The sequence below is a fragment of the Pantoea sp. MHSD4 genome (assembly GCF_021043305.1).
In the GTDB taxonomy this organism is placed as follows: domain Bacteria; phylum Pseudomonadota; class Gammaproteobacteria; order Enterobacterales; family Enterobacteriaceae; genus Pantoea; species Pantoea eucalypti.
Window position 1 is genome coordinate 131,640 of record NZ_JAJNDH010000007.1, and the last position, 15,805, is coordinate 147,444.

General features: G+C 57.4%; 8 protein-coding genes. All 8 read left to right on the plus strand.

What is annotated here, in order from left to right; all coding sequences use genetic code 11:
- Positions 1 to 29 precede the first annotated feature (29 nt).
- The 8 genes from bcsA to LQK91_RS19040 all read left to right on the plus strand — a co-directional run bounded on the left by bcsA (position 30) and on the right by LQK91_RS19040 (position 15,805).
- The gene (gene bcsA / locus LQK91_RS19005; protein WP_003851993.1) at positions 30 to 2,141 is read left to right on the plus strand and encodes a UDP-forming cellulose synthase catalytic subunit; all 2,112 of its coding nucleotides are present in this window, start codon (positions 30 to 32) and stop codon (positions 2,139 to 2,141) included.
- Positions 2,138 to 5,044 (plus strand): cellulose biosynthesis cyclic di-GMP-binding regulatory protein BcsB, encoded by a 2,907-nt coding sequence (bcsB, locus tag LQK91_RS19010; RefSeq protein WP_105100004.1) that lies wholly within the window; start codon positions 2,138 to 2,140, stop codon positions 5,042 to 5,044. The genes bcsA and bcsB overlap by 4 nt, the downstream gene beginning before the upstream one ends.
- Positions 5,045 to 5,052: 8 nt before the next feature.
- On the plus strand, positions 5,053 to 8,868 hold the full coding sequence (locus LQK91_RS19015; RefSeq protein ID WP_105100005.1) for a cellulose biosynthesis protein BcsC: 3,816 nt from the start codon (positions 5,053 to 5,055) through the stop codon (positions 8,866 to 8,868).
- Entirely contained in the window at positions 8,868 to 9,311 is a 444-nt protein-coding gene (gene bcsD / locus LQK91_RS19020; RefSeq protein ID WP_008926419.1) for a cellulose biosynthesis protein BcsD, read from the plus strand. Before LQK91_RS19015 ends, bcsD begins: the two co-directional genes overlap by 1 nt.
- An 8-nt stretch (positions 9,312 to 9,319) precedes the next feature.
- Complete coding sequence (locus tag LQK91_RS19025) at positions 9,320 to 10,327, plus strand: glycosyl hydrolase family 8 (protein WP_003851988.1); 1,008 nt, start codon at positions 9,320 to 9,322, stop codon at positions 10,325 to 10,327.
- Between the two features lie 219 nt (positions 10,328 to 10,546).
- The gene (gene hmsP, locus LQK91_RS19030; protein WP_003851984.1) at positions 10,547 to 12,553 is read left to right on the plus strand and encodes a biofilm formation regulator HmsP; all 2,007 of its coding nucleotides are present in this window, start codon (positions 10,547 to 10,549) and stop codon (positions 12,551 to 12,553) included.
- A 225-nt stretch (positions 12,554 to 12,778) separates the two neighbouring features.
- Positions 12,779 to 14,068 carry a dicarboxylate/amino acid:cation symporter gene (locus LQK91_RS19035; RefSeq protein ID WP_003851983.1) on the plus strand — a complete coding sequence of 430 codons (1,290 nt, stop codon included), beginning with the start codon at positions 12,779 to 12,781 and terminating at the stop codon, positions 14,066 to 14,068.
- A gap of 246 nt (positions 14,069 to 14,314) precedes the next feature.
- Positions 14,315 to 15,805, plus strand: coding sequence for a M16 family metallopeptidase (locus LQK91_RS19040; protein ID WP_008926420.1), 1,491 nt, complete (start codon positions 14,315 to 14,317; stop codon positions 15,803 to 15,805).

Below are 15,805 nucleotides of genomic sequence, written 5' to 3' on the forward strand. Positions count from 1 at the left end.
AACTAACACAGCTCTTCTCAGGGTGAATCATGAGTAAAATCGGGTTTTACCTGCTGCTGCTGGTGCTTGCACCCGTTGCCGCGGTGATCATCATTACGCCAATGGACAGCCAGAAACAGTATATTTTTGGTCTGATCAGCATTGGCATGATGTTTTTATTGGGTTTCAGCAAGAGCCGCAAAATAACTGTGGTGATGGTGATTCTCTCTGCCTTGATGTCCAGCCGCTATATCTGGTGGCGCACTACTGAGACGCTGCACTTTAATTCCGAAGTTGAGGCTATTTTAGGGATTGGCTTATATCTGGCGGAGCTTTACGTCTGGCTGATCTTAATTCTCGGCTTCCTGCAAACCACGTGGCCCTTAAAACGCACGATTGAACCTTTGCCAGACGATACCAGTCTGTGGCCGACGGTTGATATTTATGTGCCTTCCTATAATGAAAGTCTGGATGTGGTGCGCGACACTGTACTGGCCGCGCAATGTATCGACTACCCGCGTGACAAACTTAAAGTTTATCTGCTGGATGATGGTAAGCGCAGCGAATTTGCCCGCTTTGCGGCAGATGTCGGGGTAGGGTACATCACCCGCGACGACAACAAACATGCTAAAGCGGGTAACCTCAACCATGCGATGAAGATCACCAAAGGTGAGCTGATTTGCATCTTTGACTGCGACCACGTGGCGACCCGTACCTTTCTGCAGGCAACGGTGGGACCGTTTCTGAAAGATCCGAAGCTGGCGCTGCTGCAGACACCACACTATTTCTATTCTCCCGATCCCTTTGAGCGTAACCTGCGCGCCGCGCGCAGCATTCCAAACGAAGGCTCACTCTTTTATGGCCCGGTTCAGCAGGGTAACGACAACTGGAACGCCACCTTCTTCTGTGGCTCCTGTGCGGTGATCCGTCGTTCAGCGCTGGAAGAGATTGGCGGCTTTGCTGTTGAAACTGTCACCGAAGATGCGCATACCGCTCTGAAAATGCAGCGCCTGGGCTGGGGCTCCGCCTTTCTGGCCATTCCGCTGGCTGCCGGTCTGGCAACCGAGCGTCTGGGCCTGCATATCATTCAGCGTACCCGCTGGGCGCGCGGCATGACGCAGATTTTCCGCGTTGATAACCCGCTGTTTGGTCGTGGCCTGAAATGGCAGCAGCGTCTTTGCTACCTTAATGCCATGCTGCACTTCCAGTTTGGTCTGCCACGCGTTGCCTTCCTGACTGCGCCGCTGGCCTACCTGCTGTTTAACCTGAATATTATTCATTCCTCGGCGTCGCTGATCTTCGCCTACGTGCTGCCGCACCTGGTCATGTCGCTCTATGTTAACTCCCGCATGAATGGCCGTTTCCGTTACACCTTCTGGGGTGAGATTTATGAAACGGTGATGTGCTTCCATCTGGTGATCCCGACCCTCCTGACCCTGCTGTCGCCAAAACATGGGAAGTTTAACGTCACCGATAAAGGCGGCGTGCTGGATCAGGGGTTCTTCGATTTCCATATCGTGCGTCCGCACGTGATTGTGGCGCTGCTGCTGGGCATCGGAATTGTGGCGGGTGTAGTGCGTGCCGTGATGCATGACTACTTTGGCGTCGATCCTTATGTCATCGCACTCAACGTTGGCTGGGCGATCTTCAGCCTGATCATTCTGATGGCGGCGATTGCCGTGGCGCGCGAAACCAAACAGGTGCGTAAAACTATCCGCGTAGATGTGCAAATCCCGGCGATTATTCATTACGCCAGCGGCATTTCATCACGCACCCAGACCAGCAACCTTTCGATGGGCGGTGCGCAACTCGACGCGCCAGATGGACGCCATGAAACGGATGAGATTGAAGAGATTGATCTGATGCTGAAATCCGGCGCCATCACCATTCCGGTCAGTAAGATTTCCGGTGATGAGGAGAGTATCCGGCTGCGCTTTGAGGCGATGCCGCTGGCGCGTCGCCGCGAACTGGTCCGTGTGGTACTGGCGCGTGCGGATGCCTGGATTCAGCCGGAGTATAAGCAGGACAACCCACTGATTTCGCTGGGCACCATTATCCGTACCGTATTTGAGCTGTTCTGGCTGACCTGGAAGGGCCGCCACGATAAACGTAAAAATGTCGATCCGGTGGCTGCGGCGGCGAAAGAGGATGGCGTGGCATGAAGATCCTGACGCAAACTTTGCTGGCCAGTTCACTGACCGCAGCGTTATGGCTGACGCCCGCTGGCGCGGAAACGCCGGCAGTTGTTGATAACAGCAGCAGTGCCCCGTTAAACAGTCCTGCGCCGACGCCGTATGGTGCCGTTTCTGCTATGCAGCCAGCCGATGCAGCAGCCAGTGCGCCGGTAAACAGTTCAGCGCCGACACCGCCTGATGCCGTTTCTGCTTCGCAGCCAGCTAATGCAGCGGGCAGTGCGCCAGCGACAAATCAGGTGCCGGTCAGTGATGCCGCGCCTGCGGCACCGATGAATAATAGTGTCACGCCGACTGCCGGTTCAGCCCAGGTGACGGCCCCGGCCAGCGGTGGCGAGTCTGCAACGCAGTCAGTACCATCAGCGGCCCCGGCTACCCAGGCCACAGAATCGGCTTCGGCTTCTGCACCACAGAATGCCGCACCGGATGCGACACCAGCAGCCACGACCCCATCCTATGCACCCGCTGGTGATACAACATCAGCATCTCAGGCGTCAGCGACCGGTGAGGCTTCTGCGCCGGCCGCCGCACCCGTGACGAGCACCGGTGCCGTGACCCAGGACAGCAGCGCGCTGTCCGCGGTGCCACTGCCACAGGGACTGAGCAACGCCGATCCGGCGCTGGAAGCGGCTGCCAGTGCGCTGCCCTACGCGCCAGGCCAGGCGACGATGCCGGTTGCAGAACCGCAGCTGCCGATTACCGCAGCCATCAATCAGCCCATCAGCAGCACGATCTCAGTGGCTCAGATGGGCCAGTCACGTGGCATTACGTTGACCGGCGGCCAGTTACAGTCGGGCATCACCTTTACCCTGCCCAGCGATGAAGTCATTACCAATGCACGACTGAATCTGACGCTGCGCGTCTCTGCCGCCCTGGCCGCACGCAATACGTCGCTGCAGTTGATGCTGAATGGTCAGCCACTCGGCACACTGCCGCTGGGAGCCACTGACAGCGACGTCAGTGACTATGAGCTGGATGTTCCCGCGGCGATGGTGGTGTCGAGCAACAACCTGAGTTTTAAAATTAACGATGCGGACAAATTGCTGTGTGAGAAAGAGAGCGCGCAGCAGTACCAGGTCACGATTATGCCGAAGACCTCCCTGCACCTTGAGGGGCAGCAGCTTAATATCGGTACCAGTCTGCGCAATTTTCCGCGTCCCTTCCTGGATCCTCAGCGGATGACGGCGTCCACTATCACGATGGGCTTTGCCAGTAACCTCTCACCCGATGCGGTCAGCGCTGCGGCACTGGTCGCTTCCTGGCTCGGTATTCAGAGTGATTATCGTGGCATCCGCTTCCCGGTAGTACGCGGCGAACTGCCGGAAAACAACGGTATCCTGTTTGGTCATCCTGGCGATCGGATCGGTACCCTGACGTTCCCGGCCAGTAATGGCTCGATGTTGCAGGTGGTGGATAATCCCAACAACCCGGTTTACAAATTGCTGCTGGTGAGTGGCAACAATGAGGAGCAGTTGCGTCAGGCAGCGAACCGGCTGACGACGCAGCCATTCGCGACCGATGAGAGCCAGCTGCAGGTCCCTGTACAGACCATTGGCAACCGCAAACCTTACGATGCACCGCGCTGGATTAACACCGACCGACCGGTACGTCTGAGCGAACTGCTGCGTAAGGATCAGAGTCTCACCAGCAGTGGCATCTGGCATGATGCGCTACGCGTTAACTTCCGCGCCGCACCTGACCTGTTCCTGTGGGATGGAAAAACGGTGCCGGTCAACCTGCATTATCGCTTCCCGTCGGAAAGCTGGATTGATGAGGACAACTCGTTTCTCAACGTCATGCTTAACGGTACGTTCCTGCGCAACCTGACGGTGAATAAAGTCGGGCTGCTGGAAAACGTCTGGCATCGTTTAGGCGGTGACGCGCGTCAGGAGCAGTATCAGCTGAATCTCGAACCCTATCTGATTTATGGCGACAACCAGCTTGCGCTCTACTTCAATATCAAACCGCGAGCCGATGCGCCCTGCGGTGTACTCCTGAACAACAACATTAAGAGCCGGATTGAAGAGGACTCATGGATCGACCTGAGCCATACCCGTCACTTCAGCATGCTGCCAAATCTCTCTTACTTTGTGGGTGCCTCGTTCCCGTTCTCGCGTCTGGCCGATTTCGGCCAGACCACGCTCCTGCTGCCGGAAACGCCCAGCAATGCCGAGCTATCGACGTTGCTGGATCTGGCGGCGCGTGCCGGTAACGCTACGGGGGTGGCACTGACGCAGAATCAGGTGCTGTTTGGTCTGCCCAACGGCGGCACCAACATGGCGCGCTTACAACAGAGCGATCTGCTGGCAGTCAGTACAACCGGCAACAGCGCCTTTAATCAGGCGATGCTGGCAGCCTCACCGTATGACGCCACAAGCAACACCTTTGGTGTAAAAGAGCCCGGTACGCTGGAAAAATTACGCGGCTGGCTGACGGGCGACTGGAGTCTCCAGCAGCTGGATGCCGACCGTTATTTCTCCTCCAACGAGGCGTGGCGAGGCTTCCTCAGCTACCGATCGCCGTGGAATCGCGATCGGCTGGTGGTGATGACGGTGGCAACCAGCGACGATCAGCTGCTGCGACTGCATAACGATTTGAGTTCGGCGCAGATTAACGCCGGAATTCGGGGCGATACCGCGATTATTACCGATGAAAACGGTATTCGCAGTTTCCGCGTCGGGGCGCAATTCCCCAGCGGCGAAATGCCCTGGTACATGATGGTGGTGTGGTATGCCAACCAGCATTCGGTGCTGCTGGCGCTGGCGGCGATGCTGCTCTCTGCGCTGGTGGGCAGTGCGGCCTGGGTGATGCTGAAGCGTCATGCGTGGCGGCGTCTGAACCCAAAGCAAGATCGTGATTCCGGCAGGAAGTAAGGATAATAATGAAAAATAATCTGTTGAGTGCCGGTATTCGTAAGGCGTTGCTGCTGGGCAGCGCGCTGGCTCTGTCACCGCCGCTTCTGGCGGCGGAAAGCACCAATCCGGCGCTGCAGGCGCTGTTCGATCAGGCCTCTTACTGGCATCAGAAAGCGCATGATGATCTGGCGAAAGCCTCGCTGCAAAAGGTGCTGATGGTTGAACCCGGCAATACCCAGGCACTTTATCTGCTGGCACTTTATTCACAGCAGGGCGGCGATAATGCCGCCGCGGCGCAGTATCGCGCCCGGCTTAGTCAGGTCTCTCCCAACGATCCGCACCTCGGCGAACTGGACAGTGCACGCCAGCTGCAGACCATTCCACAGGCGCAGCTTTCGTTGGCGCGTCAGCAAGCGCGCAGCGGCAATATTCCGGCGGCGTTACAGACCTGGCGCAATACCTTTAGCGGCAATGAGCCACCACCCAGCGTCGCGGCAGAATATTATCTCACTATGGCGGGTGACCGGACGCTGCTGCCGCAGGCGGTTGAGGCGCTGCGCCAGTTTGCGGCTCAGCACCCGCAGGATACGGGGGCGAAGCTGGCGCTGGGTAAGGCGCTGACTTATCAGGAACAGACCCGTCGCGAAGGTATTGAGATGCTGAGCGCGCTGGCGAGTGGTAATCAGGATGCCGATCGCTCACTGCGTCAGGCACTGCTGTGGCTCGGCCCTCAGCCGTCAGATGCAGCGCTCTATCAGACCTGGCAGCAGCGTCACCCGCAGGACTCAGCGGTAATCGACTACTACCGTAAAAATGTCGGTGGCGCAGAAAAAGGGGCCGGATTCAGCGCGCTGAACAGCGGTGACGTTGGTGGAGCGCAGGCCAGTTTTGAAAAAGTGCTGGGCGCCAATCCGCAGGATGCTGATGCGTTAGCGGGTATGGGCTATGTGGCCGAGCGTGCCGGACATTATCAGGAAGCGGCAGATTATCTGCAGCGCGCTGCACAGCTCGGCGGCGATCAGGGTGCTTCACGTCAGCAACAGGCGGACGATGCGCGCTTTTATGCACAACTGGCCAGCGCCCAGCAGGCGCTAAAAAGCGGGGACACTGCGCAGGCGCTGACCTTAAGTGAACCGCTGGTGCAGGCTGACGGTGAGAAAGGGCTGGCCGCCAGGCTGTTCCGCGCCGACGTGCTGCGCCGCACCAATCAACCGCAGCAGGCAGAGCAAATTTACCGCAGCATTCTGCAAAGCGATGCGAATAACCGCAGCGCCAAAGAAGGACTCTTCTACGTTCTGCGTCAGCAGAATCGGAATGCCGAAGCCAGTACGCTGCTGGGCGCGCTGCCGGACAGCGTGCGTCAGAGCGTTACGCCACGGGCCAATGAAGCCGATGCGTTGCGTCAGCAGGCGAAGCGTCAGCTTGCCGCTGGCAACAACGCCGCGGCCATCGCGACGTTGCAGCAGGGCGTTCAGCGCTATCCCTCGGATGGCTGGCTGCGGCTCGATTTAGCGCGGCTTTATCGTCAGCAGGGCGATACGCTGCTGGCGGCCAACGTAATGCAACCGGTGATGCGCAACGGGGCCAGCACCAGCGAGCTGTATGCTGGTGCGCTCAATGCCAGCGAAAGCGGCGGCTGGCAGCAGGCCAGCGCCTTGCTGGCGCGCATTCCCGCTAATGCTAAAACGGCGGCGATGCGTGAACTGGCGCAGCGGGTGAATTTTAATCTGCAGATGAGCACCGCCGATCAATACCTGGCACAGGGCGCGACGGCAGCAGCAGCCAATACCCTGAAAGCGCTCGCGGTCACGCCACCGACCAATCCGGTTGATGCCGGAAACCTGGCGCAGAAGCTGGCGCAGGCGGGCGATCTCACCAGCGCCGTTTCGGTGGTGCAGGCTAACCTGCAGCGCGGCGTGCAGGGCAATGCTGGCGATTATGCTGCACAGATGGCAGTGCTGAATCAGGCGGGTCTCGGCAGTGAGGCGCAGCGCTTCCTCAGTAACCCGGAACTGCAGGCGCGCAGTACGCCGACGCAGCTGGCGGGTATTCGCAACGGCTATCTCATTAAGGAAGTGGATCGCCTGCGGCAGCAGCGCCAGTACGCGGTGGCGTATGACAAGCTGATTGGCGCACTACAGCAGGATCCGCAGAACCGTGATCTGATGTTTGCGATGGCCCGTCTTTACCAGGACGGCAAGATGAACCGGGATGCGGGTGTGGTCTATGACTACCTGATGACCCAGGATACACCGACGCAGGATGCGCGCGTCGGGGCCATCAACGTCGCGCTGGCGCAGAACAATCTACAACGCGCTAACGAGCTGAGTCGCGGCCTCAACACCACCACGCAGACGCCGGATCGACTGCTGCTGCTGGCGCGAGTCGCGGAAGCCAATGGCGACCATTCGCAGGCGATGGCATATCTGCGTTCAGCACGCGGGCAGCTGATTGGCCTGCAGGGTGCACAGCCTGGCAGCGTGCCGAGCGTGGGCGGCCTGGCGCTGGCGGATAATCCGTTTATCAACCGTAATACCTCACCAGTGGGACGTTCGCCGTCCAGCTACGGCACTGTGCTGCCCTGGCAGGCGGCACCTGTGGGCATTGCAACGGGCGTCACAGCGCAGGGCGATCTGGCCGCGGGCAGCGAAACCGTCTCTCATCAGTCACAGGTTCTGCACGACGTCGATACCATGATGGATTCGCTTCAGGAGAAAACCGGCACCTGGAGTCAGGGCATGGTGCAGGTGCGGGGGCGTGATGGCGAGTCAGGCCTCAGTAAGCTGACAGAAGCCAAAGCGCCGCTGACCTTCTCAACCGTGCCGTTTGAAACGGCGCGTCTCGACTTTACCGCCACGCCGGTCTCACTCACGGCGGGTAGTGGCGCAGCCGATGCCTGGCGTCGTTTCGGCACCAATGCACTGAGTCAGGGCCGGGTTGTCGCCGCAGGCGGTGCGACGGTGAATGATCTGCCGAACGGCGTTACCGATTCGCAAACCGCCTCTGGCGTGGAGCTGAATCTGGCACTGAAGGGCGACAGTTATAAAGTGGACATTGGCAGCACGCCACTGGGCCAGGATCTCAGTACACTGGTCGGTGGCGTGCAGTGGTCACCGAAACTCACTGACTTCCTGACGCTGATCCTCACCGGTGAGCGTCGTGCGATTACTGATAGCCTGCTCTCCTACGTCGGCGCAGAAGATAAAACCAGCGGCAAACGCTGGGGACGCGTCACGAAGAACGGCGCGAACGCCCTGTTAAGCTATGACAATGGCGATGCAGGCTTCTATGCTGGCGCGGGCGCGTACAGCTACCTTGGCGAGAATGTCGCCAGCAATAACAGTCTGCAGGCAACCGCTGGCGCTTATGTCCGTCCGTTCCACAGTGACGATCGCGAGCTGAAAGTAGGCATGAGCCTGTCGTGGATGGATTTCTCGAAAAACCTCAGCTACTTCAGTTACGGTCAGGGCGGCTACTTCAGCCCGCAGAACTACGCGTCGGTCTCATTCCCGATAGAGTTCTCACGTAAATTTGATGATCTCAACGTGAATATTGGCGGTGCGGCTGGTTATCAGACCTACAGTCAGGATAAGAGCGCGTACTTCCCTGCAAATGCCAGCCTGCAATCTGAGCTGGAAGCCCTTGCCGCCAGAGGCAGTGTAAAAGACGCTTACTATTCTGGTAGCAGCAAAAACGGCATTGGCTACAACCTGCACGCCGGGGCGGACTACAAACTCAACAAAGATGTGACGATTGGCGGCCAGCTGGGCTATGACACCTTTGGTGACTACAACGAAAGCAGCGCGCAGCTCTATGTCCGTTATCTGTTTGGAGAGAAGTAATGAGTGAACATTCTGGCGTATCACATCCTCATCAGCCGGGCTGGTTTGACCTGGTCAGCGTGATGATTGACGGGATGGTGGCCAACGCGGGTGAGCAGGAGGCGGAGGCCTTTCTTTATAAAATGGGTGAATCACTGGCGACCCGCTATCCTTTGCCAGCGTCACGCACCGTGCAGGATCTGGAGCGCGAGGCCAACTTACAGCTGGCGCGATTTAACTGGGGCTTTGTGCAGCTTCAGCCGGAAGAGACGGCGCTGCTGATGACGTATCACGCCTTACCGGCTGGCGACAATACCCATTCTCTGGCTGACTGGCAGGCAGTATTTGGCGCAGTCATAGCCGGACTGTTTTCAGGCTGGTTACAGGGCCAGGGCGGCAGCAGGATTGTGCCGGTTACGCTTGAACTCAACGATGGCAGCACGCTGCACTATCGATATCAATAGGATCGGAAATGAAACGTAAGCCATTCTGGATGGGCTGGATCTGCTCTGTTTTACTGCTGACCTGCAGCGCGCAGGCGAGTGCCAGCGGCTGGGACACGTTTAAAGGTCGTTTTCTGACGGCGGAAGGGCGGATCACGGACACCGCCAATAACAATGTCAGTCACACCGAAGGTCAGGGTTATGGCATGTTGCTGGCGGTAGCCAACAATGATCGCGCCACGTTTGACAGGTTGTGGCAGTGGACACGCACCCAGTTAGGTAATCCGCAGACCGATCTCTTCTACTGGCGCTATGTGCCAGGCAGTGACAATCCGGTTGCTGATAAGAACAACGCCTCGGATGGTGATGTGCTGCTGGCCTGGGCGCTGCAGCGCGCTGCTCAGAAATGGCAGGTGGAGAGCTACCAGCAGGCATCTGACCGTATTCAGCGCGCCATCATCAAGCTGGATGTCACGAACTTTGGCGGCTATACCGTCCTGCTGCCGGGCGCGCAGGGTTTCAATAAAACCAGCTATGTGGTGCTTAACCCCTCTTATTTCCTGTTTCAGGCGTGGCGTGAGTTTGGCGAGCGCAGTCATCTGCAGGTCTGGGATAAGCTGATTAATGATGGTTTTACGCTGCTGGGTAAGCTGAGGTTTGGCAAAACCGGTCTGCCGCTGGACTGGGTTGCGCTGAATGCCGACGGTTCGGTTGCCCCGGCTGTCGGTTACTCAAACCGCTTCAGTTACGACGCGATTCGCGTACCGCTGAACATCTGGTGGTATGACCCGCACAGTCTGGCGCTGGTGCCGTTTCAGCGCGTCTGGCAGGGTTATAGCCGTATGCTGACTCCCGCCTGGTTCGATGTGCTGGCGAATGCACCTGCACCTTATCATCTGGAGGGCGGTCTGCTGGCGGTGCGCGACCTCACGCTGAATGAGACCGGCCATCTGAGCGATAAGCTGGCTGCGGATCAGAACTACTTTTCTGCCAGCCTGCAACTGTTGACCTGGCAGGCGTTTCAGGAGAAGCGCTGATAACGGGCAGAATGGCGACGCTGGCCGCTGTTCTGCCGGAAGCCGGAGAGGGGATCCAGCCAGGCCGCCACAGCCGCTGGTTCCCTACGCAGATTTTAAATAATCCCGATCGGGAAAAAGCCGGACTTTTCAGACGGTAAAAAAGTCAGTTTATGGGATATACTGGCGGGCATTGTACTGTCTGCTATCTGGGCTTTTTTCATCGTCAGGAGAGAATTTTTGCGCGTAAGCCGGTCACTTACGATAAAGCAGATGGCGACAGTTTCGCTGGTTGCGATTATCACCATCAGTATCTTTATCGTCATCCAACTGTTTCATTTTGTGCAGCAGCGCAGGATTGACTACGCCCAGCAGATGGAGAATATCGCGCACACCGTCCGTCAGCCGCTGTCGGAAGCGGTGCTGCGCGCCGATATTCCTCAGGCCGAACGTATTCTTCACTCCCTGAAACCGGCCGGTATTTTATCGCGCGCCGATGTGGTGCTGCCGAATGCGTTCCAGGCTCTGCATGCAGATTTCGAGGTGGAAAAACCGGTGCCGCGTCTGGTCGCCCGCCTGTTTGAGCTGCCGGTGCAGATTACCCTGCCGCTCTATTCAGTCGAAAATACCGGGATGCCGAAGCCGCTGGCCTATCTGGTGTTGCAGGCTAACTCGACGCGCGTCTACCAGTTTATCCTCAGCACGCTCTCGACCATGATTATCACCTATCTGTTGCTGGCGCTGATTCTTTCCGTGGCGATCAGCTGGTGCATTAACCGGCTGGTGGTGCATCCGCTGCGCAATCTCTCTCGCGAACTGCAGGAGCTGCCGCCCCAGTCGATTCTGACGCACAAGCTGTCGCTACCGCAGAGCCACCGCGATGATGAAATCGGTATGCTGGTCCGTAGCTACAACCGCAATCAGCAGGTGCTGGAGTCAATCCATGATGAGATGAGCCGGCTGACGACCCATTTTCCCGTCACCGATCTGCCCAACCGCACTCTGTTTCTGGCGCTGGTCGATCAGTGCATGCGCATGCCTGAACAGTCACTGGGTCTGATGGTCATCCGCATTGAAACCCTCCAGGAAGCTAACGGCGTACTCAGCGATGAGCAGCGCGATACACTGATGCTGACGCTGGTGGAGAAGATCCGTAATACCCTGGACGACCATACTTTGCTGGCGCAGACCGGGACCAGCGATTTTGTCCTGCTAATGAAGCGTGCAAGCAATCCGTTCCGCGCGCTGCGTCTGGCGCGTAATCTGATGATTCGCCTTAATCAGCCGGTTAACCTCCATCAGCTCCAGCTGCGCCCTAATCTCAGCATCGGTCTGGCGCTGCATGAGGATCAGCCGCTGAGCGCGAATGAGCTGCTTGACCGCGCGACGTCGGCGATGATGTCGGCCCGTCATCAGGGCAAAAATCAGATCCTGTTCTTTGATGCCGCACTGACCGAGCGCGCGCAGAAGCGTCTGACTCAGGAGCATGACATCCTGCAGGGTCTGCATGATGATCAGTTCGCGCTTTACCTGCAACCGCAGGTCGATATGCGGACCGGCGCGTTAACCGGCGCCGAAGCCCTGTTGCGCATGCGCCAGCCAGACGGCAGTTATGGTCTTACCGAAGAATTTATTGCCAGCGCCGAAGAGATTGGCGTGATTAGCGCGATAGGTCGCTGGGTGTTTGAAGAGGCGTGCCGCATTCTGGCTGGCTGGCAGCGGCAGGGCATTATGCTGCCGCTGAGTGTGAATATTTCCGCTGTGCAACTGCGGGACACCGGCGTGGTCTCTCATCTGCAAGCCCTGCTGACGCGCCACCGCATCGCACCCGACACGCTGGTGCTGGAAGTGACAGAGACCGCTCAGCTTGATGATGCAGAACAGGCGATGTCGATGCTGCGCCTGTTGCAGCAGACCGGCGTCGCCGTGGCCCTGGATGATTTTGGCATGGGCTACTCCAACCTGAACTATCTGCATCAGCTGAAAGCGTTGCCGGTAAACAAGCTGAAGATGGATCGCAGCTTCGTGGCGGCGCTACCGCATGACGACACAATGGTCCGTATCGTCGCGGCTATCGCCGAGATTATCCACCTTGAAGTGATTGCCGAAGGCGTGGAAACAGCCGAGCAGCGCGACTGGCTTCTGGCGCGCGGTATCGCTATCGGGCAGGGCTATCTCTACGCTGAAGCCCTGCCTCTGACCCGATTTAATCAGGCGTGGATTGAAAACTCCTCACTGCCGCAATAATTGCCTGATTCATTGATTTTGCGAGAATTTTAGTTACAAAACCCCTTGCTGAAGCGTTTCAGTTCAGAATTACGATCCCAGGGTTTCCTGGGCGTTTGTCACCCTGTATTAATCACGTAAACAGAGTGTTATTTTCGGGTTACTGTCAGGCGCTACCTCTGTTGCCTGACAGTCACAATAACGAATCCGACAACATCACCTCACGGCGTTAGTGGACACCTGTTTATGAAAACCTCACTTTTTAAAAGCCTTTATTTCCAGGTGCTGATGGCGATTGGCATCGGCGTTTTGTTAGGCCATTTTTACCCGGAGTTAGGGACCCAGATGAAGCCGCTGGGAGATGCCTTTGTTAAGTTAATCAAGATGATTATCGCCCCGGTCATTTTCTGTACCGTGGTGACCGGCATCGCTGGCATGGAAAGCATGAAAGCGGTAGGACGGACCGGTGCGGTTGCGCTGCTCTATTTTGAAATTGTCAGCACCATCGCGCTGCTTATCGGCCTGATCGTGGTGAACGTGGTGCAGCCAGGTGCCGGGATGAACGTTGATCCTGCCACGCTGGATGCCAAAGCTGTGGCGATGTACGCGCAGCAGGCAGAGCAACAGGGTGTCGTCGCTTTCCTGCTGGATATTATCCCCAACAGCGTGATTGGCGCCTTTGCCAGCGGCAACATTCTGCAGGTACTGCTGTTTGCCATTCTGTTTGGTTTTGCCCTGCATCGTCTGGGTAACACCGGCACGCTGATTTTCAACGTGATTGAAAATTTCTCAAAAGTGATTTTCGGCATTATCAATATGATCATGCGTCTGGCACCGATAGGGGCATTTGGCGCAATGGCGTTCACCATCGGTAAATACGGCGTGGGTTCACTGGTGCAACTCGGCCAGCTGATTATCTGTTTCTATATCACCTGTATTCTGTTTGTGGTGATTGTGCTGGGGCTGATTGCGCGTCTGTTTGCCGGGTTCAGCATCTTCAAGTTTATCGCCTACATAAAAGAAGAGCTGCTGATTGTGCTGGGGACTTCCTCTTCCGAATCTGCGCTGCCGCGCATGCTGGATAAGATGGAGAAGCTGGGCTGCAAGAAATCGGTGGTCGGGCTGGTGATTCCCACCGGCTATTCCTTTAACCTGGACGGCACCTCGATTTACCTGACCATGGCGGCGGTATTTATTGCTCAGGCGACCAATGCGCACATGGATATCTTCCATCAGATTACGCTGCTGGTGGTGCTGCTGCTCTCTTCCAAAGGTGCGGCGGGGGTAACCGGAAGTGGATTCATCGTGCTGGCGGCGACGCTCTCTGCGGTGGGCCATCTGCCGGTGGCGGGTCTGGCGTTGATTCTCGGTATTGACCGCTTTATGTCCGAAGCCCGTGCGCTGACTAACCTGATTGGTAACGGTGTAGCGACCGTGGTGGTGGCGAAATGGGTCGACCAGCTGGATCATAAACAGCTGACCGATACGCTGGCAGGCCGAAATAAAGAGAATAAAGCGACTGAATCTTCAATTTAATCATTGAATTTAACTTAAATCCCCACAAATGCCCGCTGTCGCTTGCCCTGACAGCGGGCATTTGCATAATAAACCCCACTTGTTTTTTTTGACGTTTTTCACTTCGTTACGCGACATCCTGAGCTTCCTGTGGTCAAACACTTTGTTGTTGGATAACAGCGCGATTCGGCGCCAGCCGATTCGTTAATAACAGCGGCAATATGCGCCAGTGATAACAATATTTGAATTATTTGAGTAGGGGTTCACATGCAGGGCACCAGAATTCGGCTTTTGGTTGGTGGATTAGTGCTGGCAAGCAGCTTTGGTCTCCAGGCAGAAACGCTGCAACCGGATCCGGCCTGGCAGGAAGGCAAGCTGGATAATGGATTTAACTGGCAGTTACTGGCCACACCGCAACGCCCCAGCGACCGCATTGAACTGCGGCTGGTGGTGAATACCGGTTCGCTGGTAGAGAGTGCGCAACAGACGGGCTTCAGTCATCTGCTGTCGCGCCTGGCGATGGTGCATAACACCGCGCTTGATAACAACCAGCAACGCGCGCTATGGCAACAGGCGATGGATCCACAGCGTCCGCTGCCGCCTGTCATTACCTCCTATGACTCCACCCAATATAATCTGAGTCTGCCGAATAACCGTCCCGAACTGCTGAAAGAAGCACTGAACTGGCTGGCGGCCACGGCGGGCAATATGGCTATCACCGAACAGGTGGTCAACACTGCGCTGGCCGCCTCCGATCCGGTGGCGACCTGGCCGAAAGATTCGCAGGATGTCTGGTGGCGCTACCGCCTGAAGGGCTCTGCGCTGCTGGCGCACGATCCCGCCGCGCAGCCGCGCGCACCCGTCGATTTAACCCAGCTCAACGATTTTTATCATCAGTGGTACACCCCTGATGCGATGACGCTCTACGTTGTTGGCAATGTTGATAGCCGGAACCTTTCTGAGCAGATCAACAAAACCTTCTCGGCGCTAACCGGGAAACGTGAAACGCCTGCACCTCTGCCCACCCTGTCGCCGCTGCCGCACGAGCCGGTGAATCTGGTGAGCAGCAACATGACGCAGGATCGTCTCTCACTGGTGTGGGATACGCCGTGGCAACCGATTCGGGACTCCCAGAATCTGCAACGTTACTGGCAGGGCGACCTGGCCCGTGAAGCGCTGTTCTGGCATGTCCAGCGTGCGCTCAGCGACAGCAAGGCGCAGGGCATCCAGGTGGGATTTGATTGCCGCGTGCTCTATCAGCGTGCGCAGTGCTCGATCAACATGGACGGTCGCAACGACAACCTGGCGCAGAATATGAATCTGGTGGCGCGCGAGCTGGCGAACGTGCGTGATAAAGGCATTCCGCAGGAGGAGTTTGATGCGCTGATGGCGCAGAAGCTGCTGGAGCTGAATAAGCTCTTTACCACCTATGCCCGCACCGATACCGATGTGCTGATGAGCCAGCGCCTGCGATCTCAGCAGAACGCCGTGGTCGATATTGCGCCTGAGCAGTATCAGAAGCTGCGTCAGACTTTCCTGGCCGGCCTGACCCGTGAACAGTTGAACCAGGAGCTGCGCCAGCAGCTGACGCAGGAACTGATGATGGTTCTGATTCAGCCGGAAGGCGAAGCGGAAACTAACGTGAAGAGCCTGCAGGAGAGCTGGGACAAAGTAATGTCACCGGCAACGGCACCGGCGACCAGCAATGAAGCCAGCCCGCCGGATAGCAACGTCAAAGACGTTCCGCCCGCCGCTTAA

What these genes read in the sequence shown, in the direction of transcription:
- LQK91_RS19015 (WP_105100005.1), top strand. Translation starts at nt 5,053, where the DNA reads ATGAAAAATAATCTGTTGAGTGCCGGTATTCGTAAGGCGTTGCTGCTG.
- LQK91_RS19035 (WP_003851983.1), top strand. Translation starts at nt 12,779, where the DNA reads ATGAAAACCTCACTTTTTAAAAGCCTTTATTTCCAGGTGCTGATGGCG.
- LQK91_RS19025 (WP_003851988.1), top strand. Translation starts at nt 9,320, where the DNA reads ATGAAACGTAAGCCATTCTGGATGGGCTGGATCTGCTCTGTTTTACTG.
- bcsD (WP_008926419.1), top strand. Translation starts at nt 8,868, where the DNA reads ATGAGTGAACATTCTGGCGTATCACATCCTCATCAGCCGGGCTGGTTT.
- LQK91_RS19040 (WP_008926420.1), top strand. Translation starts at nt 14,315, where the DNA reads ATGCAGGGCACCAGAATTCGGCTTTTGGTTGGTGGATTAGTGCTGGCA.
- bcsA (WP_003851993.1), top strand. Translation starts at nt 30, where the DNA reads ATGAGTAAAATCGGGTTTTACCTGCTGCTGCTGGTGCTTGCACCCGTT.
- bcsB (WP_105100004.1), top strand. Translation starts at nt 2,138, where the DNA reads ATGAAGATCCTGACGCAAACTTTGCTGGCCAGTTCACTGACCGCAGCG.